Annotated in this window: 20 protein-coding genes; 15 read left to right on the plus strand and 5 right to left on the minus strand. The window is 28.6% G+C overall.

Annotated elements, in window-relative coordinates:
- Nucleotides 1–2: 2 nt before the first annotated feature.
- Complete coding sequence (locus ACH5TX_RS12770; RefSeq protein ID WP_439339885.1) at nt 3–1,856, minus strand: glutamate-cysteine ligase family protein; 1,854 nt, start codon at nt 1,854–1,856, stop codon at nt 3–5.
- Nucleotides 1,857–2,013: 157 nt separating this feature from the next.
- Here ACH5TX_RS12770 and ACH5TX_RS12775 point away from each other — a divergent pair, with 157 nt between their 5' ends.
- From ACH5TX_RS12775 to ACH5TX_RS12820, 10 genes are all read left to right on the plus strand, one after another.
- Complete coding sequence (locus tag ACH5TX_RS12775; protein WP_439339886.1) at nt 2,014–3,204, plus strand: TlpA family protein disulfide reductase; 1,191 nt, start codon at nt 2,014–2,016, stop codon at nt 3,202–3,204.
- A gap of 45 nt (nt 3,205–3,249) precedes the next feature.
- Entirely contained in the window at nt 3,250–3,555 is a 306-nt protein-coding gene (locus tag ACH5TX_RS12780; protein WP_439339887.1) for an ArsR/SmtB family transcription factor, read from the plus strand.
- Between the two features lie 53 nt (nt 3,556–3,608).
- The gene (locus ACH5TX_RS12785) at nt 3,609–3,908 is read left to right on the plus strand and encodes a thioredoxin family protein (protein ID WP_439339888.1); all 300 of its coding nucleotides are present in this window, start codon (nt 3,609–3,611) and stop codon (nt 3,906–3,908) included.
- Nucleotides 3,909–3,918: 10 nt separating this feature from the next.
- Nucleotides 3,919–4,896 (plus strand): permease, encoded by a 978-nt coding sequence (locus ACH5TX_RS12790; RefSeq protein WP_439339889.1) that lies wholly within the window; start codon nt 3,919–3,921, stop codon nt 4,894–4,896.
- Nucleotides 4,897–4,908: 12 nt separating this feature from the next.
- Nucleotides 4,909–5,346 carry a nitrophenyl compound nitroreductase subunit ArsF family protein gene (locus tag ACH5TX_RS12795; RefSeq protein WP_439339890.1) on the plus strand — a complete coding sequence of 146 codons (438 nt, stop codon included), beginning with the start codon at nt 4,909–4,911 and terminating at the stop codon, nt 5,344–5,346.
- The gene (locus tag ACH5TX_RS12800) at nt 5,346–6,056 is read left to right on the plus strand and encodes an aromatic aminobenezylarsenical efflux permease ArsG family transporter (protein WP_439339891.1); all 711 of its coding nucleotides are present in this window, start codon (nt 5,346–5,348) and stop codon (nt 6,054–6,056) included. The genes ACH5TX_RS12795 and ACH5TX_RS12800 overlap by 1 nt, the downstream gene beginning before the upstream one ends.
- Before the next feature lie 110 nt (nt 6,057–6,166).
- On the plus strand, nt 6,167–6,544 hold the full coding sequence (rnpA, locus tag ACH5TX_RS12805; RefSeq protein WP_439339892.1) for a ribonuclease P protein component: 378 nt from the start codon (nt 6,167–6,169) through the stop codon (nt 6,542–6,544).
- Between the two features lie 5 nt (nt 6,545–6,549).
- Nucleotides 6,550–8,184 carry a S41 family peptidase gene (locus ACH5TX_RS12810; RefSeq protein WP_439339893.1) on the plus strand — a complete coding sequence of 545 codons (1,635 nt, stop codon included), beginning with the start codon at nt 6,550–6,552 and terminating at the stop codon, nt 8,182–8,184.
- A 65-nt stretch (nt 8,185–8,249) separates the two neighbouring features.
- Nucleotides 8,250–9,101: an OmpA family protein gene (locus tag ACH5TX_RS12815; protein ID WP_439339894.1), complete on the plus strand. Its 852-nt coding sequence runs from the start codon at nt 8,250–8,252 to the stop codon at nt 9,099–9,101.
- Nucleotides 9,091–10,497: a T9SS type B sorting domain-containing protein gene (locus ACH5TX_RS12820; protein WP_439339895.1), complete on the plus strand. Its 1,407-nt coding sequence runs from the start codon at nt 9,091–9,093 to the stop codon at nt 10,495–10,497. Before ACH5TX_RS12815 ends, ACH5TX_RS12820 begins: the two co-directional genes overlap by 11 nt.
- Here the strand turns inward: ACH5TX_RS12820 and ACH5TX_RS12825 are convergent, their stop codons facing one another.
- From ACH5TX_RS12825 to ACH5TX_RS12835, 3 genes are read right to left on the minus strand one after another with little or no spacing between them, the layout of a single operon-like run.
- The gene (locus tag ACH5TX_RS12825; RefSeq protein ID WP_439339896.1) at nt 10,498–10,941 is read right to left on the minus strand and encodes a GNAT family N-acetyltransferase; all 444 of its coding nucleotides are present in this window, start codon (nt 10,939–10,941) and stop codon (nt 10,498–10,500) included.
- A gap of 55 nt (nt 10,942–10,996) precedes the next feature.
- Entirely contained in the window at nt 10,997–11,914 is a 918-nt protein-coding gene (locus ACH5TX_RS12830; protein ID WP_439339897.1) for a cation diffusion facilitator family transporter, read from the minus strand.
- A gap of 11 nt (nt 11,915–11,925) precedes the next feature.
- Nucleotides 11,926–12,360 carry an RpiB/LacA/LacB family sugar-phosphate isomerase gene (locus tag ACH5TX_RS12835; protein WP_439339898.1) on the minus strand — a complete coding sequence of 145 codons (435 nt, stop codon included), beginning with the start codon at nt 12,358–12,360 and terminating at the stop codon, nt 11,926–11,928.
- An 879-nt stretch (nt 12,361–13,239) separates the two neighbouring features.
- On the opposite strand from ACH5TX_RS12835, the gene rnr reads away from it, so the two are divergent.
- On the plus strand, nt 13,240–15,444 hold the full coding sequence (gene rnr / locus ACH5TX_RS12840; RefSeq protein ID WP_439339899.1) for a ribonuclease R: 2,205 nt from the start codon (nt 13,240–13,242) through the stop codon (nt 15,442–15,444).
- A 307-nt stretch (nt 15,445–15,751) separates the two neighbouring features.
- Here the strand turns inward: rnr and ACH5TX_RS12845 are convergent, their stop codons facing one another.
- Complete coding sequence (locus ACH5TX_RS12845) at nt 15,752–16,318, minus strand: hypothetical protein (protein ID WP_439339900.1); 567 nt, start codon at nt 16,316–16,318, stop codon at nt 15,752–15,754.
- A gap of 207 nt (nt 16,319–16,525) precedes the next feature.
- Between ACH5TX_RS12845 and ACH5TX_RS12850 the strand changes: the two genes are divergently transcribed.
- The 4 genes from ACH5TX_RS12850 (at nt 16,526) to ACH5TX_RS12865 (ending at nt 23,829) form a co-directional block, all read left to right on the plus strand.
- Nucleotides 16,526–16,825 (plus strand): heavy metal-binding domain-containing protein, encoded by a 300-nt coding sequence (locus ACH5TX_RS12850; protein ID WP_439339901.1) that lies wholly within the window; start codon nt 16,526–16,528, stop codon nt 16,823–16,825.
- Nucleotides 16,826–16,919: 94 nt separating this feature from the next.
- Nucleotides 16,920–17,594 (plus strand): head GIN domain-containing protein, encoded by a 675-nt coding sequence (locus tag ACH5TX_RS12855; protein ID WP_439339902.1) that lies wholly within the window; start codon nt 16,920–16,922, stop codon nt 17,592–17,594.
- 183 nt (nt 17,595–17,777) lie between these two features.
- On the plus strand, nt 17,778–20,582 hold the full coding sequence (locus tag ACH5TX_RS12860; RefSeq protein ID WP_439339903.1) for a helix-turn-helix and ligand-binding sensor domain-containing protein: 2,805 nt from the start codon (nt 17,778–17,780) through the stop codon (nt 20,580–20,582).
- Between the two features lie 229 nt (nt 20,583–20,811).
- A complete protein-coding gene (locus ACH5TX_RS12865) occupies nt 20,812–23,829 on the plus strand; it encodes a SusC/RagA family TonB-linked outer membrane protein (RefSeq protein ID WP_439339904.1) in 3,018 nt (1,005 codons plus the stop codon).
- Nucleotides 23,830–23,835: the final 6 nt, after the last annotated feature.

The raw sequence follows: 23,835 nt of genomic DNA on the forward strand, positions 1-23,835 counted from the left end.
TATTAAAAATCGTTTAAAGTGATTAAACCTATTAATTTATTATTTTTAATTACTGGAAGACTTCCAATAGCTCTGTCTTCCATAAGTTTTTTAGCTGTTTCAACAGACGTATATTCATCAATAGTTACAAGGTTTGTTTTCATTAATTTATCAACACTATTGTGTTTAAGTTTTTTAGTGTCTAAATACGCCTCTACATCTTTCCATGTTATTAAACCAACCAACTCTCTATTATTATTTATTACAGGCATGTGATGAATGTTTTTCCATTTCATAATATTTAAAACAAGCTCTATACTGTCTTTTTTATCTACAGAAAAAATATCATAACTCATTATATGTTTAACAAAACGCTTTTTTATAAAAGGCACATCTTCTGCATGATGCAGCATACTCCAAGTTGAAACTGGAAATCCAGTTTCTTGTTTTTCATATAGCTTAGCTGTAAGCAATTGCATGGCTTCAAAACGTTTATGTTTTTTTAACAAGCTTCTAAAATTTCTAACAAGCCACTCTGAACCATTATTGGCTTGTATTCTATCTTTAATAACTTTTAAATAATATTCAGCATCTTTTGGCAATATACCTACGGCATACAACCCTTTGTAAGCCATGGGAAGGAGCTCGTTTAAAATTAAATCGTAACTAGAAATATATTTGCCATTCCAATAAAACTGAGTTGCCATTCCATAACGAGCTGCATTAAAAAAATTGGTTTTTACATCTTTAAAATCCCACTGCTCATGAATATTATTATACGCTTTTGGTTTGCCTAACATAATACCAACCCAAAACATCATATTTGCAATTTCATCAATTGTTGTGGGACCAGAAGGTATGTATCTATTTTCTATTCTTAAATTTGGCTTTCCATCCGTTTGTCCATAACACACTCTATTCCAAGGATAAACAGTGCCATTATGCAAACCTAATGCTCTTAATTTAGGTGTTTCTCCATTTTTTACCATGTCTACACTATCACGGGTAAAACCAGTGGTTAAAAAACTTCTAAATCTAGAAATGTTATCTTTAAATATATCTGTAATAGTTCCTGTTTGCCAATTACTGCCAAAACTAACCCTAGATTGTTTTTCGTTTAATAAATATGAATTAATACGAGTATCAATGCTTTGAGTAAACAAGGCTATTCTAGTTTCTCTCCAAAGTTCCTTACCAAATAAAATAGGTGAATTGGTACAAGCACTTAAAACGGGCCCGGAAATAGCTTGTGCCCAATTATAATTATCTACAAACGTTTTTGGACTTAGTTGTAAATGCATTTGAAAACTGGTATTACAGCCTTCTAACATTACAGAGTCGTGCAATAAATTTATTTCATCGACACCCTTTATATGAATATCAAAACTTTGTCTTCTTCTCCATTGTTTTATAACATCATTTAAATGTGAATAACGCTCAACATTGGTCATACTCTGTTCGTCAACATCATTAACAGATAACGAAGGTAGAATACCTGTTAAAATAATTTTAATGCCTTTTTTAGCTGCCGCTTTTTTAGCTTTATCTAGTAAGGTATCTAACTGTGTATGCAATTGAGAAAAGCAATCGTCTTTAAGCTCTAAAACATCTAAATTTATTTCAAGATTGTAATTTCCTATTTCAGTAGTAAAATGAGTGTCATCAATATCTTTAAGAACTTCTAAAGATTTATTTTCTGGTAAAAAATGATTGTTTACTAAAAAAAATTCTTGCTCTGCTCCAATTCTAGTAGGGCTTTCTTCTATTAAACCTTTTTCAATCATTAAATCAAGAGCCTTTATATCATTTAATAAATGATATATATAATTTGCTCTATCCTTTTTAGTCCTCAGTTTTGTAACATTTAAATCGCCCATATCAACTTCGGTTTTAAAATATTTAAAATACTATTATTCAAATGTTTTAACTATGATTTTTATCATGTAATAGATTTAGGTTTTTAATTAAAATTATAACTTCGTTTCAACATAATTAAGTTTGATTAAAACGGTACTTTGCATTAATTTGACAAAAATGAAAAAGGTCTCTATAAAAAATATTACTAGCTTTATCTTAATAATCTTTACGCTAATAGCTTGTGATTCTCCAGCATATATATCTGGAAAAATAGAAGGCATAGAAAAGAAAGGTGCTAAGGTTTATTTAATTAAACCCGAAACCTTACGACAGGTAGCTGCTTCATATTTTGGAAAAGTAATAGACTCTGCTGTAGTAAACTCTGATGGTTACTTTGAGTTTAGCAATATGCCAAAAACTAAAGCATCAATATTATTAGAATTAGCAATAAAAACACCTGAAAAAGCTCCTAATTATTTACAGACTGATAACCCAAATAAGTCTAACTTTATGCCCATACAATGGCAAGTAGGAGAGGCTATTCAAATTACTGCTAAATTAAATGAGTTTCAAAAAAGTTTTTCAATTAAACACCCTTCTAAAGTTAATAAATCCTTGTTAGATTTAAGAGATATTAACGTGAAAGCTTACCAAAACTATCTTGCAAAAAAGCATTGGCAATTAGAAGATGGAAGCCAATTATTAGAAAAGGAACACGCCATTTTACAATATCAAACAAAGCTCATAAAATTTGCAAATAGCACACAGAACCTTATTCCTGCATTCGTGGCATTAAGATGGGTAAGTCCTGAAAATGACTATGAACGTGTGCCTGAATTTTTAGTAAATCAATGTCATAAATGGGCGAAAAAACAACCAAATCACCCGTGGGTAAAGCAGCTTTGTAAAGAAAGTGATCCTTCTAATTTACCTATTTTAGTAGGAGGTATGTTTCCTGATTTTAAGCTTCCCACACTAACAAAAGATACACTTTCTCTTAAAGACAAATTAGGAAAAAAACTCACTATTATAGACTTGTGGGCGTCTTGGTGTGCTCCTTGCAGAAAGGAAAATCGTGAAGTTTTAGCTCCTATTTGGGATGAATACCATAAACAAGGGATACAAATTATTGCTTATGCTTTAGAAAGTGATGCCTCTACTTGGAAAACTGCTTCTGTGCAAGATGGAGCTAATCGTTGGTTTCAAGTGTCATATTTACAAGGAGATGACTCCCCTTTCTTAAAGAAAATCCGTGTTAGAACCATTCCTGCTAACTTTATTCTTAATGATAAAGGAGTTGTTATTGCTAAAAATATTCATGGTAAGGCCTTAATTGATTTGGTGAAAAATTATATAAAAAATAAATAGCAAATTTTTCTAAACACAAAACTAATCGTATCTTTACGATTGGAAATGAAAAGAAATTTAGAACATATTGATTATGATGTAGATACTGAAGCTTTGGCGAGATTTGCAAAAGCTTTAGCACACCCTACACGTATTGCTATTTTAAAACATTTAGAAAATCAGTCATGCTGTTTTACAGGCGATTTGGTTGAGGTGTTTCCTTTAGCACAATCAACAGTGTCTCAGCATTTAAAAGAATTAAAAAATGCAGGGTTAATTCAAGGCGAATTAAAACCACCCAAAATAAAGTATTGTATTAATCAAGAAAACTGGAAACTAGCGAAGTCGCTTTTCAAATCTTTTTTTGATTGATATATTTTTTATAAAACGAATCGCTTATTTGCGATAAACAAATAATAATTAAGATGTCTAAAACAATTAAAGTATTAGGTACAGGATGCCCAAAATGTAAAACATTAACGAGTTTGGTTGAAACTGTTGTAAATGAAAATAACATAAACGCAACTGTAGAAAAAGTAGAAGATATTATGGAAATCATGACTTTCAATGTTATGAGTACACCTGCTTTGGTAATAGATGGTGTGGTAACAATAAAAGGAAGAATACCATCAAAACAAGAAATTTTAGAATTATTACAAACACCAGATCAAAAAAAGGATAATGAAACTGAAGGCTCTTGTTGCTCTAAAGATGGGTGCTGTTAATTAGAAAAAGATGTTCGATTGGATACAGCAATTAGCAGATTGGTTGGTTTATGATGCTTTAGGCATGCAACCCAAAAATCATTTATCTGAGGCTTTACATTTCTTTATATATGATACTACAAAGATTGTAATCCTTCTTTTTGTAGTCATATTTTTTATGGGAATAGTGAATAGCTACTTTCCTATAGATAGAGTAAAAAACTATTTATCACGACATAAATTATACGGTTTAGAATATCTTATGGCTAGCCTATTTGGTGTTGTAACCCCTTTTTGTTCTTGCTCATCGGTTCCATTATTTATTGGTTTTGTTCGAGGCGGTATTCCGTTAGGAGTCACTTTTGCATTTTTAATAACATCACCCTTAGTAAACGAAGTTGCCATTGGGTTATTTATAGGTTTGTTTGGTATTAAAACAACGCTCATTTATGTTGTAAGTGGTGTTGTATTAGGTACTGTTTCTGGTACTATTCTTCAAAAATTAAAATTAGAACGCTATTTAACACCTTGGGTAAAAGATGTTTTAGCAAATGCACAAAAAGAACAAGATGCTTTTCAAGAAGAAAATCAATCTTTTGTACAACGCTTACCAATTATTAAGAATGAAGTTTTTAAAATTATAAAAGGCATCATGCCATATGTTATTATTGGTATTGCTGTTGGCGGACTCATGCACGGATACATTCCAGAAGGATTTTTTGAACAGTATATGAATAAAGACAATCTTTTTGCAGTACCAATAGCTACTGTTTTAGCGGTTCCTATGTATTCAAATGCTTCGGGCATTCTTCCTGTAGCACAAGTATTAGTTGCTAAAGGAATCCCCTTAGGTACAGCCATTGCTTTTATGATGGGTGTTGTTGGTTTGTCATTTCCAGAAGCCATGCTTTTAAAAAAGGTCATGACTTTTAAATTAATAGGCATCTTTTTTGGTGTCGTAACGCTCTGCATCATCATATCAGGTTACATATTCAACATCATCTTATAAAACAAATACATTATGAAATTATTTAAATTTTTATCCGTTTTAATTTTTAGTATAACTTTAGTATCCTGCAATGGACAAACTAAAAATAAAACTACAAAAACAAATCAATCTATCTCTAAAATTGAAGTCATCGATTTTCATTCTACACATAGGTGTATGACCTGTAACGCTATTGAAGCAAGTACAAAATATACGCTTGAAACATATTTTACAGAAGAAGTTAAAAATGGCAAAATCACCTTTCAAGTTATTAATGTAGATGATAAGAAAAATGAAAAAATTTCCGAAAATTTTGAAGCATCAGGAACAGCGTTATTTTTAAACGTTGTAAAAAATGGAAAAGAAAAGCATATAGATTTAACAGAATTTGCTTTTATGAATGGAAATGAAAAAGAAGTCTTCGCAAATGCGTTAAAATTAAAAATAGAAAATGAATTAAAAACGCTTTAATGGAGTTTTTAAAATCGTTATTAGAAAATGCTACGTTACCATTTATATCTGCCTTGGTATTAGGATTAATGACAGCTATTAGTCCTTGTCCTTTAGCTACAAATATTACGGCTACTGCTTATATATCTAAAAATATGTCTAGTAAAAAAAAAGTACTTTTAAGCGGAGTATTGTATTCTTTAGGTCGCGCTTTTAGTTATACAGCCATTGGTCTTGTACTTTATTTTGGAGCAAGCAAATTTCATATAGCACGATTTTTAAATCAAAATGGAGAAAAATATTTAGGCCCATTACTTATAATTTTAGGCTTAATCATGCTGAATATTATTAAACTAAACTTTTTAGGACAATATAGTATTTCTGATAAGCTTTCAGAAACATTCAAAACTAAAGGGTTGTTAGGAACCTTTTTAATTGGAGTGGTATTTGCCTTAGCATTTTGTCCGTACAGTGCAGCTTTATTTTTCGGGATGTTAATACCTATAACAATATCTAGTGCAGATGGACTTTACTTACCAATTATTTTTGCTTTTGGCACAGGACTTCCAGTACTTTTATTTACATATCTATTAGCTTTTGCTGCCAATAACATTGTTTTTTTTTATAAGAAGATAACTAAAATAGAAAAGCTAATGCGCCATATTGCAGGAGTTGTTTTTGTGATAACTGGGGTTTATTACATTTTAATTTTTGCTGAAATAATAAAATAATGTAATCACTAACTACAAAACAAACATCTTAAACAAACAAACCCAAAAACCCACATTAAAAGCAAGTGGGTTTTTTATTTTACTACCTTTGGGTTTTTAAAAGAAACTACTTGAAATTTACGTACAATAAAAAAGAAAAACTAAAAAGCAAAAAACTCATTGATCTGTTATTTACTGAAGGTCAATCAGTTTCTGCATATCCGTTGCGTTTAGTTTATATGCCTACTACTTTTAATGAAGATCTTATGGCTAAAACAGGGCTTTCTGTAAGTAAGCGAAATTTTAAAACAGCTGTAGACAGAAACCGCATAAAACGTTTGTTAAGAGAATCTTACCGATTAAACAAAACCACTTATTTTAACAATTTAACAACACAACATGCGTTTATGATTTTGTACATTGGCAAAGACAAACCCACTTTAGCCCAAGTAGAAAACAGAATGAAACTGTTATTTGAAAAATTTCAAGACAAAGTTTCTAAAAAATAATTCTAATGAAATACTTACTTAAAAAGAAAATTATAATTCCTGTTATTGCCTGCGTTATATTTTTAACAGGAACCGCTTTTAAAAATGATTTTTTTGAAATAGCAAAGCAAATTGAAATCTTCACAACTTTGTTTAAAGAAATTAACATGAATTATGTTGATGAAACAAACCCTGGCGATTTAATGGATACCGCTATAAAAAGCATGTTAACCGATTTAGATCCGTACACCAATTTTTATAACGAACAAGATGTAGAAGCGGCTAGAATTAATAATACAGGCGATTATACAGGTATTGGCGCTAAAGTAAAAACATTAAAAGATAAGCTAATTATTGTAGAACCCTATAAAGATTATCCAGCTGACAAAGCAGGATTAAAAGCGGGAGACGAAATTATTAAAGTAGAAAACACATTAATTGAAACCTATAAAGAACATGCCGGCGATTTATTAAAAGGTGCTCCAGGTTCATCAGTAAAAGTTACTTATAAACGCCAAGGAAAAACACAAACAGCCACTATAAAAAGAGCTGAAATTGAAATTAGTGCAGTACCACACTTCTCTCTAGTTAACAATAAAACAGGCTATATTGTTTTAAGTAAATTTAATAAAAAAGCTGCTGCCGAAACCAATTATGCTTTACGCGATTTAAAAGCCCAAGGTGCCGAACGTATTATTCTTGATTTACGTGGTAACCCTGGTGGTTTATTAAATGAAGCTATTAAAATTGTAAACTTATTTGTACCAAAAGGACAATTAGTAGTTACCACAAAATCTAAAGTAAAAAAATACAATAAAACATACTACACAAAAAATGATCCTATAGATACCGAAATACCTTTGGTTGTTTTAATTGATGGTGGTAGTGCTTCGGCTAGTGAAATTGTTTCTGGTTCTTTACAAGATTTAGATCGCGCAGTAATTGTAGGCTCTAGAAGTTTTGGAAAAGGTTTAGTACAACGCCCAAAAAAATTAACCTATGGTACACAAATTAAAATTACTATTTCTAGATACTATACGCCTTCTGGACGTTGTATTCAAGCTTTAGATTATTGGCATAGAAACGAAAAAGGAGAAGCCGTTCGTGTTAAACAAGAAAACTACAACGAATTTAAAACCAAAAACGGACGTAAAGTATTTGATGGTGGCGGTGTGTTTCCTGATGCTACTTTTAATGCATCAAAAAACTCTGCTATTACAAACGCTATCGTTAAAAACGATCTTATTTTTAATTATGCTACTAATTATTATTACAAGCATAATGTAACAGATGTAAATAGTTTAAAATTAACAGATACCGATTTTAAAGACTTTAAAAACTATTTAAAAACAAATAATTTTTCTTTTGAAACCGAAACAGAAAAAGCACTTTATAAAGCTTTTGAAGCCGCTCAAAAAGAGGAATTAAATGATAATATTGAAAAAGATTTCAATACCTTAATATCTAATTTAAATAACTCTAAATCTAGTGTTATAGATGAAAACAAAGATTATTTATTAGAATTATTAACCGAAGAAATTGTAAAACGCTATACATACAGAGAAGGTTTATATGAATACTATAAAATTCATGATCCTAAAATAAAAAAGGCTTCAGAAATACTTGGTAGTATTACCACTTATATGGATTATTTACGATAAAACGAAGAAGTTTATTTATCGAAAATTAAAATAGTATATTTATAATCTTATTCTATATTCCTACTATGAATAAACTATTTGTATTAATATTAATTACATGCTGTTGCCAATTTGGGTTTTCTCAAAATAAATTAACCCACGAAGTTTATTTTGATACCGATAAATATACTGTTCCTTCTACTGAAGAAAACCGATTACTTCTTTTTATTTCTACATTAAATAATGTTGATATTGAGTTTATTTCCATTTATGGGTTTTGTGATGATATTGGAGCAGATACCTATAATTTAAAATTATCGCAACAACGTGCTAACGCTATAAAAACCATTTTTTCTAACAATGAAATTAGTGAAGATTTAATAAGTAATGTAGATGGTAAAGGCGAAATACTTTTAAAAATTATTGAAGAAAAAAACCTTTTAAAAATAAGAGGTTTAAACAGAAAAGTGGAAATAATTGTAATACCTAAAGTTCCTAAACCTGTTGTTGTAGCTGAAAAAAAAGAACCTATAATTAAAGAAAAAAAGATTGTAGACTTAATAAAAGAAAGTACAAAAGGTGATAAAATAATTTTTAAAAATATTTTATTTAAAACAGGTTATAGTACAGTAACACCAGATTCTAAAAAAATATTAACCGAAATTGCAGAAGTACTTGCAGAACGAAAAGATATTTATTTTACTATTCAAGGGCATGTATGTTGTACACAAAATAGTAGAGATGCTGTAGATAGAAAAACAAAACTTCGTAACCTATCTGAAGCCAGAGCAAAATATGTATACGATTATTTTGCAAAAAAAGGAGTGAGTAAAAAACGCATGCGACATTTAGGAATGCGAAGAAAATTTCCGCTTGGTGGCGACCCAAAATTTGATAGACGTGTCGAAATTTTAATTACCTATGTTGGTGGCAATTAAAAAGATAACATTTTCTGTTTTATTTATACTTATAAGTTTTATTGGTATAGCACAAACCACGGCTATTCCAGATGTTAATTTTGAACAAGCTCTAATAAATTTAGGAATAGATTCTGGAATTATTGACGGTTCTGTATTAACTTCAAATATAAGTGGCTTAACCAATTTAGATGTTTCAAATTCTAATATTTCAGACCTAACTGGTATTGAAGATTTTGTGGCACTAGAAATTCTAAATTGCAATAACAATAAATTAACTATTTTGAATCTTACAAACAATACAAATCTTCTACAATTGTTTTGTTTCAATAATAATTTAAATAATTTAGATATTACTAAAAATATTAATTTAAATATTTTATGGTGTTATAGTAACCAATTAATAAATATAAATATAACACAAAACACTAATTTAATTTCTTTACGTTGTGAAGGCAATCGTTTAACAAGTATAGATACTTCAAATAATCTAAGTTTAAATGTTCTTGTATGTGAAATTAATCTAATATCTACTCTAGATATTAGTAAAAATATATCTTTAAATAGGCTTCAATGCGGTAGCAACTTCCTATCTGTTTTAGATGTTAGTAATAATACTAATTTATCAATTCTATATTGTGATTCAAACCAATTAAGTACTTTAAATCTTTCTCAAAATAGTTCGCTTAATACATTAGGTTGTTCTGAAAATTATTTAACAGAATTAGACGTAAGTCAGAACTCTTCTTTAACAACTTTAATTTGTCATACAAATGATTTGTGTCTACTAAATATTAAAAATGGAAACAATAGCAATATTACTTCAATGGATTTTAGTTTTAATCCTAACTTAAACTGTGTTGTTGTTGATAATATAAATCAAAATCATAGCACTTGGCAACCCACTTCTTTTTCTAATTATGTAAACACAGAAGATGCATGTAGTAATTTTGTTTTAGTTGATACTTTAAATGATTTTATTGGACCATCTTATACCTTACCAATACTTAATAACGGAAATTATTTTACTGAATCTGGAGGTAATGGTACACAACTTAATACCGGAGATATAATTACTACAACCCAAACTATTTACATTTATAATGAAACTACTTGTAATTATAATGAATCTAATTTTAATGTATTAATTAATAATGCCGATTATTATATACCAAAATACTTTACGCCTAATAACGATGGTAGTCATGATTTATGGAAAGTAATTGATAACAATAATAAGGTTAATAACATTACCATTTATAATAGATATGGTAAGCTTTTAAAGTTTTTACTTCCCAATGCTCCTGGTTGGGATGGAACATACAATGGAACACTTTTAACAAGCGATAGTTATTGGTATATTGTTGTATTAAATACAGGCGAAGCTATAAAAGGACATTTTGCTTTAAAACGATAATTAATTTCTTATCATAGCTATATGCGGAATATCATCTTCTAAATACTCCTCTCCTATTTCTTTAAAACCACAATTATTATAAAATGATTTTAAATGTGCTTGCGCGGAAATTTTTATTTTTTGCTCTTTATAATGGTTTTCAATTACTTTAACTGAAGCTTTCATAATATCATAACCATATTTAAAAGCACGTTCATTTTTTTTAACCACTACCCTACCAATACTAGCATCTTCAAAATAATCGCCTGGTTTAAAAATTCGAGTATATGCAATAATTTTTCCGTTTTTAAAACCTAAAATATGCAGTGCTTTTTCATCTTTTCCATCAATATCTTGATATACACAATCTTGTTCAACAACAAATACTTCACTACGTAATTGCAGTAAATTATAAAGTTCTTGTTTGGTTAATTCTGAAAAGGCTTTTACTTGAATTTCTATCATCTTTCTATTTACTCAAAAAAGATTTCCGTCTTTACGAAAATAAAAAATAATTAATCTAGTCTTGTACAATCACATCTTTAGCATCCGATTTACCAAATTCTGGTTGAATATTTACATGATTTATATGGTATTTATTATACACTAAATCTTCAATATCATGCAAAACAGTATCAAATTCTGATAATGTAATATCTTCATTAAAATCTATATGTGCTTCTAAATGTACTTCATCTTCGTTTAATTGCCACACATGTACATGATGGAAGTTTTTAATAGATTCAAAAGCATTTATTTCTTCAACTATTTGTTTTATAGGAATGTTATCTGGAGTAAACAACATAAGTACTTTAGTTGATGATTTTAACAAATCGAAACCCATCCAAATTAAATAAATAGCAATAGCTAAAGTTAAAGCACTATCTACCCAATAAATTTGATAATACTTCATTAACAAACCACCAATAAGAACTGCAACACTAGCCATCATATCGGTAAATAAATGTAGATAAGCACTACGCATGTTCATATTAGAATCTGAATCTTTTTTTAATAAAAGCACACTAAATCCGTTACCTAAAATAGCAATTAAAGACAACCAAATAACTAAACCAGATTCAATTTCTTCCGGATGTTGAAACCGTTTAATAGCTTCAATAATTAATAATATAGCAACAATTAATAAAGTAGAAGCATTTATAAAAGCAGCTAAAATTTCGGCACGTTTATAACCAAAAGTTCTATAAATAGATGCTTCTTTTTTTGAAAGTTTATTAGCTATGTAACTAACAACTAAAGAAAGTACATCGCTAAAATTATGAAGAGCATCACTTAAAAGCGCTAAACTACCAGATAATATACCACCAATTATTTGTGATACCGTAATAAGAATGTTTAATAATATAGATATAAAAAGATTGCGACCTTTTAAATCGGGGTGATCATGATTGTGATTATGAGCATGATGATGTCCCATTTACAATGTTATTAACAAGATAAAGGAATTTTATCTATTCTATTTTGATGGCGTCCACCTTCAAATTCGGTATTAAAAAATACATCTACCATTTCTATAACTTGTTGAATGGCTGTAAACCTTGCAGGAATACATAATATATTAGCATTATTATGACTACGTATAAGATGTACAATTTCTTTTGTCCAACATAAACCAGCACGAATACCTTGATGTTTGTTAGCCGTCATAGCAACACCGTTTGCGCTACCGCAAATTAAAATACCAAAATCGGCTTTTTTAGTTTCAACATCTTCAGCAACAGGATGTACAAAATCAGCATAATCTACACTATCATTTGCATCGGTTCCGTAGTTATTAACAATATAACCTTTAGCTTCTAAATGCTTTATGATAGCAAATTTATAATCGGTTCCTGCGTGATCGTTTCCTATAGAAATTGTCATAATAAAAGTAAAATATAATTTAAGCTTCAAAGTTAATGAAACTCTATTTATTATAACTTAATAAGTTATAAATAAAGAATACCTTTTTAATCAATCATTATTTCATTCTATAATATCAAAATACCTAATTATAAATTCTCATTCTTTTCAGAATAACTATTTCAATAGAAATTTTAAAAAATTAGTTTAGTTAATTTTAAATGTTAATAAGTGCTATTATTAAATATTGATAACTAATAATCAATATGTTACTCCATTATTTTTAAAGTTTTTAATTTTATTTCTTAATCTAAAATAGAGTACTGTTCATTACTCATCGTTTTAGTACTCATTACTTGTTAATAACTGTTGATTAGTTTTTAAAAGAAAAATATTGAATATCCATTTATTTTTCCAATCAAAAATCACAATCAAATAACCTAAAATTTAAGCACTTTTTTTTAGCAATGTTATTAGACTAAAAATTGATAGATATAAACATGAAAAAATAAATATTTATTAATAATTAACAGTACTTTTTAGTTGTTAACAACTGTTCATAGAAAAATTAAAATCATTAAAAATGAACCTATTAATATAAATTCTATTGTTAATTACCTATTAACAGAATGTAAATTTATTGTAATCAAAATAAAATTTAAAAAAGTTATACCAGATATTAACAAGCTATAATAACCATTATTATTTTTTTAAATTTTAAAAGAAAAAGAATTATAATATATATATAGTTGATAACTTCAATTTAACACTAAGAAAATATCATTAAATAATTTAGTTGTAACTTTGAATAAAATAAATAGCAAACCTTCTCCTAAATTAAAGCTATTTAATAACAGAATTTCCAGTATCTTAGGAAATGAATATGATTACAAAAATTAAATGACAAGAAAGAAAAAAGGGAAATCCAAAAAAGGTATTTCCAACCTTACAAATACAATCTTAGGTATTTTAAAAAAAGAGAGAAACCAAAGTTTTAACTATAAACAAATAGCTGCTAAGTTAGGAGTTAATGATGCTAGCAGTAGAAATCAAATTATAAAAACTTTAGCAAAATTAGCTGCTAAGCAAGAGATAGAACAAGTAGAACGTGGTAAATTTAAAGCCATTGTTAATGCTGAGTATTATACAGGTAAATTAGATTTAGCTGCCAAAGGAAACGGTTATATTATTTGCGACGAATTTGAAGACGATGTATTTATTGCATCTAATAATATAAATAAAGCTTTAAATGGCGATGAAGTAGAATTTTACGTTTACAAACGCCGTCATAGAGGAAAATTAGAAGGCGAAATAACACAGATTTTAAAACGTGAAAAAAGTGAATACGTTGGTGTAATTCAAATTCATGAAAAGAAGAATTTTGCCTTTGTAATAGCTGATAGTAATAAAATGTATAAAGACATTTTTGTTCCTATTAATAAAATTAACAAAGCAGAAGATGGCGATAAAGTACTTGTAAAACTTGAAGATTGGCCAGAAAAAGCCGATTCTCCTTATGGTAAAGTGGTGCAAGTTTTAGGGAAACCAGGCGATCATAACACAGAGATTCACGCTATTTTAGCAGAATACGGTTTACCTCACGAATTTCCACACGAAGTAGAAGCATTTGCTAATAATTTAGATACCTCTATTACTGAAGAAGAAATTAGTAAACGTCGCGATATGCGTAAAGATTTAACCTTTACCATTGACCCAAAAGATGCTAAAGATTTTGATGATGCTTTATCATTTACAGTTTTAGAAAATGGATTATATGAAATAGGTATTCATATAGCCGATGTATCGCATTATTTACAAGAAGGTACTGTATTAGATGATGAAGCTTACGAACGTGCCACCTCGGTATATTTAGTAGATCGTGTGGTGCCAATGTTACCAGAAGTTTTATCAAATAATGCCTGTTCATTACGTCCGCATGAAGAAAAACTAACCTTTTCTGCTGTGTTTCAAATGAATGATAAATGTGAAATTAAAAACGAATGGTTTGGACGTACAGTAACTTATAGCGATGCACGTTTTGCATACGAAGAAGCGCAAGCAGTTATAGAATCTAAAACAAATACAATTCCTAAAGAAGTATCTCTTACAGGAGAAACTTATAATACATCGCAAGAAATTGCAGATGCTATTTTAAAAATGGATGAGCTAGCTAAAAAAATGCGTAATAAACGTATGAGTTCTGGTGCAATTTCGTTTGATAAAGTAGAGGTTAAATTCAATTTAGATGAAGCGGCGAATCCAATAGGTGTGTTTTTTAAAACCAGTAAAGATGCTAATAAACTTATTGAAGAGTTTATGTTATTAGCTAATAAAAAAGTATCGGAATTTGTTGGTAAAAAAGATCCTAAAAAAACCTTTGTATATCGTGTTCATGACGAGCCAGACGATAGTAAATTAGCTTCTTTACAAAATGTAGTTGGTAAATTTGGTTATAAATTAAATTTCCAAGACAGAAAAAGTGTGTCTAATTCTTTAAATAATTTATTAAAAGAAGTAAACGGAAAAAAAGAACAAAATCTAGTAGATACTTTAACTATTAGAACCATGAGTAAAGCCGAATATACCACCAAAAATATTGGGCATTATGGTTTAGCTTTCGATTATTATAGTCATTTTACATCGCCTATTCGTAGGTATCCAGATGTGATGGCACATCGTTTATTACAACAGTATTTAGATGGCGGAAAATCGGCAAACGAAGATGCTTACGAAGATAAATGTAACCATTCTAGTAATATGGAAAATCTAGCTACTAAAGCCGAACGCGATTCTATAAAATACATGCAAATTAAATTTATGCAAGATCATAAAGATGAAGAGTTTGTAGGTGTTATTTCTGGTGTAACCGATTGGGGAATTTATGTAGAAATTATTTCAAATAAATGTGAAGGTATGGTAAGTGTTCGCGATATGAAAGACGATCATTATGCCTTCGATCAAGACACTTATGCTATGGTTGGTAAAAACTCTAAAGTTATCTATCAACTTGGTGATGAAGTTATTGTAAAAGTTAAAAACACCGATTTAGTTAAAAAACATCTCGATTTTAACTTAATAGGTAAACCAGAAGAAAGTAATATATAAATTCGAAGTGTTTTTAATAAAAGTAAGCCACAAACTAACATATAGTTTGTGGCTTTTTATTTTAAAATATTTTGGCGTTACCACAAGAGTCAGGCTTTCCACTATATCTTTCTGCGAAGTAGTTTAGAATTTGTTTTGAGATCTCATTATCAAACAACTTTTAGTTTATAATGGATGAGTCTTAAATTAAAAGCTTCGCATAAAGGATGCCGTTGCAATCCTTAACGCAGATTATAGAATATTTTAGATATTCGTTTATCGGTCTGTGTATGGTGTGTATCCCGCAGGGCATGCACTATACACCTTGTTATCTACTTTTGAGTTTCTTCGAAGCTTCAGAATATCGATACAATAATTCTTTCTCTTGTGCAATCATTTCATTCCATTCTAATGCTAGGACAATAACACTTTCTTCGACCAATTCTTCCCTATGAATTTCTCTCGAACTAAGAAAGTCTATAATTCTATCTATCGTTTTTAAAACTCTTGATTGTTGTTCATAAACAGAAAACAATTGTTGAGATTCTTCAAACGAAATACGATTAGAAATTCTTTCTTCTTTTGCTATCAACCATGCAATGTTTTGAAAGTCACCCTGTTTTACACCTCTTGGAGCTATCAAATTTAGTTCGAAGTATCCTTTCTTTAAAAAAGTAGTTGATAAGGAATCTTTTAATGCAGCTAATTGAATATTTTCTAAAACGGATTTATGATATGGAATAAGATCTTCTAATAAAGATTGATTACTTTTTATCTCTCCTGAAATGTTAGTCATCATGACATTGGTGTTTCTCAGCTCGTTCTTATTGCTTTTCCACTCGTTAATAAACAAAGCAAGAAGCACACTCAAAACAATCATAAAAGTCTCGATCAAAACTTTTTTCCAATTCAATTTTTGTTTCATTTTTTTCTATTGTAGATAACGACGTTGATATGAAATCGTTTTAATGTTTTATATTATACGATAAACTAAGTTAGCTAAAATTTCTGATAAAGTCAAGTTATGATTATTTAATAATTACTGTAACAAAATGTAACATTCCCACCAATTTAAACACTAATAAGTAAAATATAAAACACTATGATATTAACAACAACCAATTCCATAGAAAACCATGTTATTCAAGATTACTTAGGTATTGTAACAGGTGTAGATGTAAATACGCCAAATGCAACACTAAGTTTTAGTATGAAAAAATATTACGATTCGTATGAAAATAAGGTTAACGAAGTAAAAGAAGCTGCTTTTCAAAAACTAAAAGACAATGCTACTAAATTACATGCAAATGCAGTTGTTGGTATTAATTTAGATATTGAAACATCACCTACTACAGGTTTAATTATGGTTTCAATAACAGGTACAGCAGTAAAGGTTTCTTAATATATTTTAAGTTTCTTATAAAGTTTTCATAAAGTGAATTAACAACGGAATAATTATTGATAATTTTGCGTTATATCAAAAAAATATAAATTCAATGAAAACCTTAGTTAAAGTATTTATTCTTTTTATTACTACAGTCATTTTTGCTCAAAACCCAATAGAGAAAAATGTTGGAGATTTTAGCGAACTTAAAGTTTACGATTTAATAGAAGTTGAATTAGTAAAATCTAACGAAAATAAAGCCATTATAACTGGAGATAATAAGGAAAATGTTATAATAAATAATAAAAATGGCACTTTAAAAATTAAAATGAAGCTTGAAGAAGCTTTTGACGGTAATAAAACAAAAGTTATTTTACATTACAATACTATTGATATTATAGATGTTAATGAAGGCGCAAAAGTACATTCTGATGATACTATAAAACAATTTGAAGTAGATTTAAAGGCTCAAGAAGGCGGTCAAATTAATGTTCCGGTAAATGTTACTTATACAAATATTAAAGCGGTTACAGGAGGTGTTATTACCGTTACAGGGAAATCTAAAAGTCAAAATGTTTCAATTTTAACAGGTGGTGTTTATGAAGGAAAAGAGCTTAAAACCGATAAAACAGAAGTAAATATTAAAGCAGCAGGAGAAGCTTATGTAAATGCATCAAAATTAGTAGATGCTAAAATTAGAGCTGGTGGCGATGTATTTATTTATGGAAATCCAGAAACTGTTAAAGAGAGTAAAGTTTTAGGTGGTAGAATTAAACGAATGGATTAGTAAAGTAAACCATTTCGTATAAAAAGGCCAATACTTTTAAGTATTGGCTTTTTTATGTATTGTTATTAAATATTACCTATAAACCACACATTTACCCATACAAAAACCATACAATTTATATTTAATCCTTTATTTTAAAAGGTTTTAAGCTATATTAGTAGCATAACATTTATTTTTATTTAAATGAATAATGCTATTCTATTCATGAGGTTTATCTGTTTTTTAGTTTTTATTAGTTTAAAAGCTCAAGAACAACCTCCAATTCAAATTTATTCTCCAAATGATTATGGTGCCGAAACACAAAACTGGTCTATAACGCAATCTAAAGAGAAGTATATTTATGTTGCCAACAATAAAGGGTTATTAGAATTTAATGGTTCAGAATGGCAATTATATAATTCACCAAATCAATCTATAATACGTTCTGTAAATATTATAGACGATGTAATTTATACAGGTTGTAATCAAGAGTTTGGATATTGGCAGAAAAACGATTTAGGCGTATTGTTTTATACTTCATTATCAAAAGAATTAAATATAGAATTTATTGAAGATGAAGAATTTTGGAACATCATTAGTTTAGATGATTCTATTTTATTTCAATCTTTAAACAGAATTTATATTTATCACAAAAATGATGCTTCTTTTGATGTTATTGAATCTGAAACTTTAATTCATAAAATATTTAAAGTTAATGACGCTATATATTTTCAAAAGGCTAAAGATGGTTTATATACTATAGAAAAAGGAAAGGCTAAATTAGTTTCTAATCATCAAATAATTAATGATAATTTGATGGTTAACATGTTTTATCATGATAATAAACTATTAATAGAAACAGAATCTAATGGATTTTATATTCTAGAAGAAAATAATAAACTTTTAAAATGGAATATAGAAGCGAACTCCTTACTTTCTAAAGTAAGTGTTTATAGAAGTACTCAATTAAAAGATAAGAGTTTTTTACTAGGTACACGATCTAATGGTATTATACATATAACTGTTAACGGCGAGATAGACTATCAAACTAATATTACCAATGGTTTAAGTAATAATTCTATTCATTATGTATTTGAAGATTACGATAATAATATATGGCTCGCTTTAAATAATGGTATTAATTGTGTAAATATTAAATCTCCTTTTACTATTTATAACGATAAAGATGGTAAAATAGGTACTGTTTATACATCTGCTGTATTTAATAAAATAATATATCTAGGAACCAATCAAGGTCTATTTTATAAGCCTTTAAACTCTAAAGATGCCTTTAAGTTTATTGAAAATTCTCAGGGTGCAGTTTGGAGTTTAAAAGAAATTAATAATCAATTGTTTTGTGGTCACGATTCAGGAACATTTATTATTAATAACAACAAAATTGAAAAAATTGCAGACATTCAAGGTACTTGGAGTATTAAGTCAATAAACGAAAATTTATTATTACAAGGCAATTATGATGGTTTGTATGTAATAGAAAGAAAGAATAATACCTGGGTTTTAAAAAATAAAATTGAAGGGTTTAATTTTTCTAGTAAGTTTTTTGAAATTACTGGAAATAAAATATTGGTAAGTCATGAATATAAAGGTGTTTTTATTCTTGAAGTAAATAAAGATTTCACTCAGGTTTTAAAAATAAATAAAGACTCCAATATTTCTAAAGAACTCTATTCTAGTTTAATTAATTATAATAATAATATTTTCTATAGCTATAGTAAAGGTGTTCTTAAATATGATACCAATATTAATTCTTTTGTTAAAGATTCTCTTTTAAGTACTATTTTAGATAAGGAAAATTACACATCAGGAAAACTTGTTTTTAGTAAAGAAACCAACACATTATGGAGTTTTTCTAAAAACAATTTAAATTATGTAATTACAAGTAAATTAAGTGACAAGCTAAAATTTAATAAAATTTCATTTTCAGAATCGTTTCCTGTAGGTCAAACAGGATATGAAAATATTTCTTATATAAATAATGAAACATATTTAGTAGGAACGTCATCGGGTTATTTACTATTAGATTTAGATAAAATACCTAATAAAAATTATAATGTTTCTATTAATTCAATTCTTGAAACAGATTTAAATTCTCCTCCAAAAATTATTAATAAAGAGCATAAAGGTGCTTTTAAAAATAATGAGAATAATTTTCAGTTTAGTTACAGTGTACCAGAGTTTGAAAAATCTTTAGGCACTAAGTATCAATATCAATTATTAGGTATGTATCCTAAATGGAGTGAATGGACAAGTGAACCTAAAGTTTATTTTAAAAACCTTCCGTATGGAGATTATACTTTTAATGTTCGAGCTAAAACAGGTAATAACATTAGTATTAATGTAGCGTCTTATAGTTTTAATATTGAAAGACCTTGGTTTTTATCAAACCTATTTATTACAATTTATATTCTTATAGTTTTATTGTTTTCATTATTCATGCACAATGTTTATAAACGCTATTATAGAAAACAAAGAGAAAAGTTATTGCAAAAAGCTATGCGAGATTTAGAGTTAAAAGAACTTGAAAATAAGCAACAATTAATGCGTTTTAATAATGATAATTTAAGACAAGATATAGAAAATAAAAATAGAGAACTTGGTATTTCTACAATGAGTTTAATTAAAAAGAATGAGTTTTTAAATAGTATTAAAAAGGAACTTAAAAATGCCAATGATACTAATAATACAATTAAACATGTTATTAAAATAATTGATAAAAATTTAAATAATACAGATGATTGGAATCTGTTTCAAGAAGCTTTTAATAATGCCGATAAAGATTTTCTTAAAATAATAAAGGCAGAACATCCATCACTTACCTCAAACGATTTAAGGTTATGTGCTTATTTACGATTAAATTTATCTTCAAAAGAAATTGCGCCTTTACTTAATATATCATCAAGAAGTGTAGAGGTTAAACGTTACAGATTACGTAAAAAAATGAATTTACCTCATGAATCTAGCCTTACAGATTACATTTTGGAAATTTAGACATACAACATATTTAATTTTTACCTATACAAAAGCACAACATTGTTGTGTTTTTTTGTTTTAAAGCATAATTTTTGAAATACAGTATTCTTAAAAACCCTTGTTAATATTAGTGTTTTCATAAAATTTATGTAATTTTTTTATCATGTATATTTTTTGTTGAGGTAATAATTTATAAATTAACAATTAGTAGGATTAGCTTTATAGAAACTAAACAAACTATATTAAAATGAGGCAAACACTCTTAAAAATTTTAACCTTAGTCTTTTTTTCTTACGCTAGTGCGCAGAGTAAAGACATAAGTGGAAATGTTCAAGACAATACAGGATTCCCTATACCAGGAGTTAATGTATTAGTAAAGGACACAAGTAAAGGAGCGGTATCAGATTTTGATGGTAATTTTTTTATTGCCAATGTCGAAGTTGGTGCTACCCTATCATTTAGTTATATCGGTTATGTAACAAAAGAAATTGTTATAACAGATTATTCTAAATTAACAATTCAATTAGAAGAAGATCTCGCTCAATTAGATGAGGTTGTTGTAATTGGATACGGAACTCAAACCAAAAAGGAAATTACTGGAGCGGTAAGTGTGGTTTCTAGTGAAAGCATTGAAGCTTTAAAGCCAACACGAATTGAACAAGCTTTACAAGGTCAAGTTGCTGGGGTTAATATTACTTCGCAATCTGGTACTCCTGGTGGAGGCTCTACAATTAGTATTAGAGGTGTTTCTACCAATGGTGATAGTAGACCATTAATTTTGGTAGATGGTAATGTTATTGAAGATTTAAGTGTATTAAATCCTAATGACATTGAAAGTATGAACATCTTAAAAGATGCGACTGCTGGTATATATGGTGTAAGAGCAGCTAATGGTGTAATACTTATTACAACTAAAAGCGGACGAAAAGAAATGCCACTAACAGTAGAGTATAATGCTTTTGGAGGTTTTCAGCAAACTACTAGAAAAATACCAGTTTTAAATGCTACAGAGTATGCGTTGTTAGTTAATGAAGCTTATGCTGCAGGAGGTAATAGCCTTCCGTTTTCTAATGTATCAACACTAGGTATTGGAACCGATTGGCAAGACCAAGTATTTGAAAACGCACCTATACAAAGCCATAGTATTTTATTTAAAGGCGGTGGAAAAAAATCTTCTTATTCTTATAGTGGGTCTTTTTTAACACAAGATGGTATTGTTGGTGGTAACAACTCTAATTTTACTCGTTTTACAAATAATGCAAGTTATAAGTTAGATTTTTTAGATAATTTTAAATTCACTTCTGGTCTTACTTTAATGAGAACCAATAAAAGAAATCTTCCAGAAAACTCTAATTCTTCAGTACTTTTCAATGCCATAAATATGGCACCAACGTTTAATGTTTATGACGAAAATGGTGAGTATACTAAAGCAGAAGGTTTAGGTGGAGAAGTTATTAATCCGCTAGCTCAAATAGACGATATTTTCGATAGAGGTAAAGTTATGAAACTTAGTGGAAATGCTGGATTATCTTATAATTTTCTAGAACATTTTACTGCACAATCAAATATTCAATTTAATTATTCTGAAGTAAGGTCTAAAGTATTTAATCCTATTGCCAATTTTGGTAGCGGAAAAAATAGTAATGTAGATAGAAGTAGTGTTTTTGAAGGACTTAATTATTTTAGAGATTATACGTTTGATGCTTTTATTAAATATGATAATACTTTTAACGATATTCATAAAGTAAACGTTCTTTTAGGTACCTCAGTATTTAAAACTACAGGTGAATTTACAGGAGCCACAGGGTTTGATATTCTTGATAATGCATTTGTAAATGCTAATTTAGAACAAGCATCAGATATAGAAAATATAAATAGGTTTACTGGAAGTAATGCAACATTTGATTCTAGATTGTTATCGTATTTTGCTAGATTACAATATGATTATAAAGGAAAATATTTATTATCGGCTGTTGTAAGGCGTGATGGTTCTACAAAATTTGGACCTGAAAATAGGTTTGGATATTTCCCTTCAGCTTCTATTGGGTGGGTTGCATCTGATGAAGATTTCCTTAAAGATAATTCTACCATTGATTTATTAAAAATTAGAGCATCTTATGGTATTCTTGGTAATGATAGAATTCCAGATTATAGATATGTTTCTCTTTTAAACGGAGAAGGTACTTATATTTTTAATGAACAAGAACTTATTGGTACAGCCAGTGGAGGTATTGCAAACCCAGGAATTAAATGGGAAAAGCAAAAAACACTAGATATTGGTGTAGATATGAGAATTTTAGATAATAAAGTTGATATTACTGCCGATTATTTTAAACGTAAAACAGAAGATTTATTAGTAATACCAGAAGTATCAGGTTTATTAGGTACCGGTGGAGCTCCTGTTGTTAATGGTGGTATTGTTGAAAATACAGGACTAGAATTTGCTATTGGATATTCTGATAATTTTACCGACGATTTTAAATTTAGTATTAGGTATAATGTTACATATATCAAAAACGAAGTTTTATATGTAAATACAGATACCGGAGTTCTTGTTGGTGGTAGCTTTGGTATTAGTCAACCAGAGCCTTCTAGAATGGAAGCTGGTTTTCCAATAGGATATTTTTATGGATATGAAACAGCTGGAGTTTTTCAAAATCAAACAGAAATAGATAATTCGGCAGTTGGAGATCTTGCTCCTCAACCTGGAGATATAAAATATGTAGATCAGAATAATGATGGATTTATTACAGAAGATGATAGAGTAGATATTGGTAACCCGTTACCAGATGCTACAATGGGTTTAAATATATCATTAGATTATAAAAACTTTGATTTTGCTGCCTATGCGTTTGCATCCGTTGGAAACGACATTGTTCGAAATTATGAACGCGCACAGCAGTTAACAAACAGAACTATTTCTTATTTAGATCGTTGGACAGGAGATGGTACAAGTAATTCATTCCCAAGAGTTACAAATGGAGCAACACCTAATGGTTTGTTTTCAGATTTTTATGTAGAAGATGGTTCTTTTGTTCGTTTACAAAATGTACAGTTAGGATATACATTCTCTGATGAATTACTTGAAAATTCTAAAATAAGCAAATTACGCCTTTATGTTTCTGCTGGTAATTTATTTACACTTACCAAATATAAAGGTTATGATCCTACTGCTTCTAATGGAGCGCCTCTAGGAGGAGGAATAGACCAAGGGTTTTATCCTAGCGCTAAAACATTTCTATTAGGAATTAACTTAAAATTTTAATTAGTA

This window comes from Thalassobellus citreus (assembly GCF_044385915.1).
GTDB lineage: Bacteria > Bacteroidota > Bacteroidia > Flavobacteriales > Flavobacteriaceae > Thalassobellus > Thalassobellus citreus.

Coding starts and splice junctions, on each gene's coding strand:
- ACH5TX_RS12770 (WP_439339885.1), bottom strand. CDS start 1,856: ATGGGCGATTTAAATGTTACAAAACTGAGGACTAAAAAGGATAGAGCA.
- ACH5TX_RS12775 (WP_439339886.1), top strand. CDS start 2,014: ATGAAAAAGGTCTCTATAAAAAATATTACTAGCTTTATCTTAATAATC.
- ACH5TX_RS12780 (WP_439339887.1), top strand. CDS start 3,250: ATGAAAAGAAATTTAGAACATATTGATTATGATGTAGATACTGAAGCT.
- ACH5TX_RS12785 (WP_439339888.1), top strand. CDS start 3,609: ATGTCTAAAACAATTAAAGTATTAGGTACAGGATGCCCAAAATGTAAA.
- ACH5TX_RS12790 (WP_439339889.1), top strand. CDS start 3,919: ATGTTCGATTGGATACAGCAATTAGCAGATTGGTTGGTTTATGATGCT.
- ACH5TX_RS12795 (WP_439339890.1), top strand. CDS start 4,909: ATGAAATTATTTAAATTTTTATCCGTTTTAATTTTTAGTATAACTTTA.
- ACH5TX_RS12800 (WP_439339891.1), top strand. CDS start 5,346: ATGGAGTTTTTAAAATCGTTATTAGAAAATGCTACGTTACCATTTATA.
- ACH5TX_RS12810 (WP_439339893.1), top strand. CDS start 6,550: ATGAAATACTTACTTAAAAAGAAAATTATAATTCCTGTTATTGCCTGC.
- ACH5TX_RS12815 (WP_439339894.1), top strand. CDS start 8,250: ATGAATAAACTATTTGTATTAATATTAATTACATGCTGTTGCCAATTT.
- ACH5TX_RS12825 (WP_439339896.1), bottom strand. CDS start 10,941: ATGATAGAAATTCAAGTAAAAGCCTTTTCAGAATTAACCAAACAAGAA.
- ACH5TX_RS12830 (WP_439339897.1), bottom strand. CDS start 11,914: ATGGGACATCATCATGCTCATAATCACAATCATGATCACCCCGATTTA.
- ACH5TX_RS12835 (WP_439339898.1), bottom strand. CDS start 12,360: ATGACAATTTCTATAGGAAACGATCACGCAGGAACCGATTATAAATTT.
- rnr (WP_439339899.1), top strand. CDS start 13,240: ATGACAAGAAAGAAAAAAGGGAAATCCAAAAAAGGTATTTCCAACCTT.
- ACH5TX_RS12850 (WP_439339901.1), top strand. CDS start 16,526: ATGATATTAACAACAACCAATTCCATAGAAAACCATGTTATTCAAGAT.
- ACH5TX_RS12855 (WP_439339902.1), top strand. CDS start 16,920: ATGAAAACCTTAGTTAAAGTATTTATTCTTTTTATTACTACAGTCATT.
- ACH5TX_RS12860 (WP_439339903.1), top strand. CDS start 17,778: ATGAATAATGCTATTCTATTCATGAGGTTTATCTGTTTTTTAGTTTTT.
- ACH5TX_RS12865 (WP_439339904.1), top strand. CDS start 20,812: ATGAGGCAAACACTCTTAAAAATTTTAACCTTAGTCTTTTTTTCTTAC.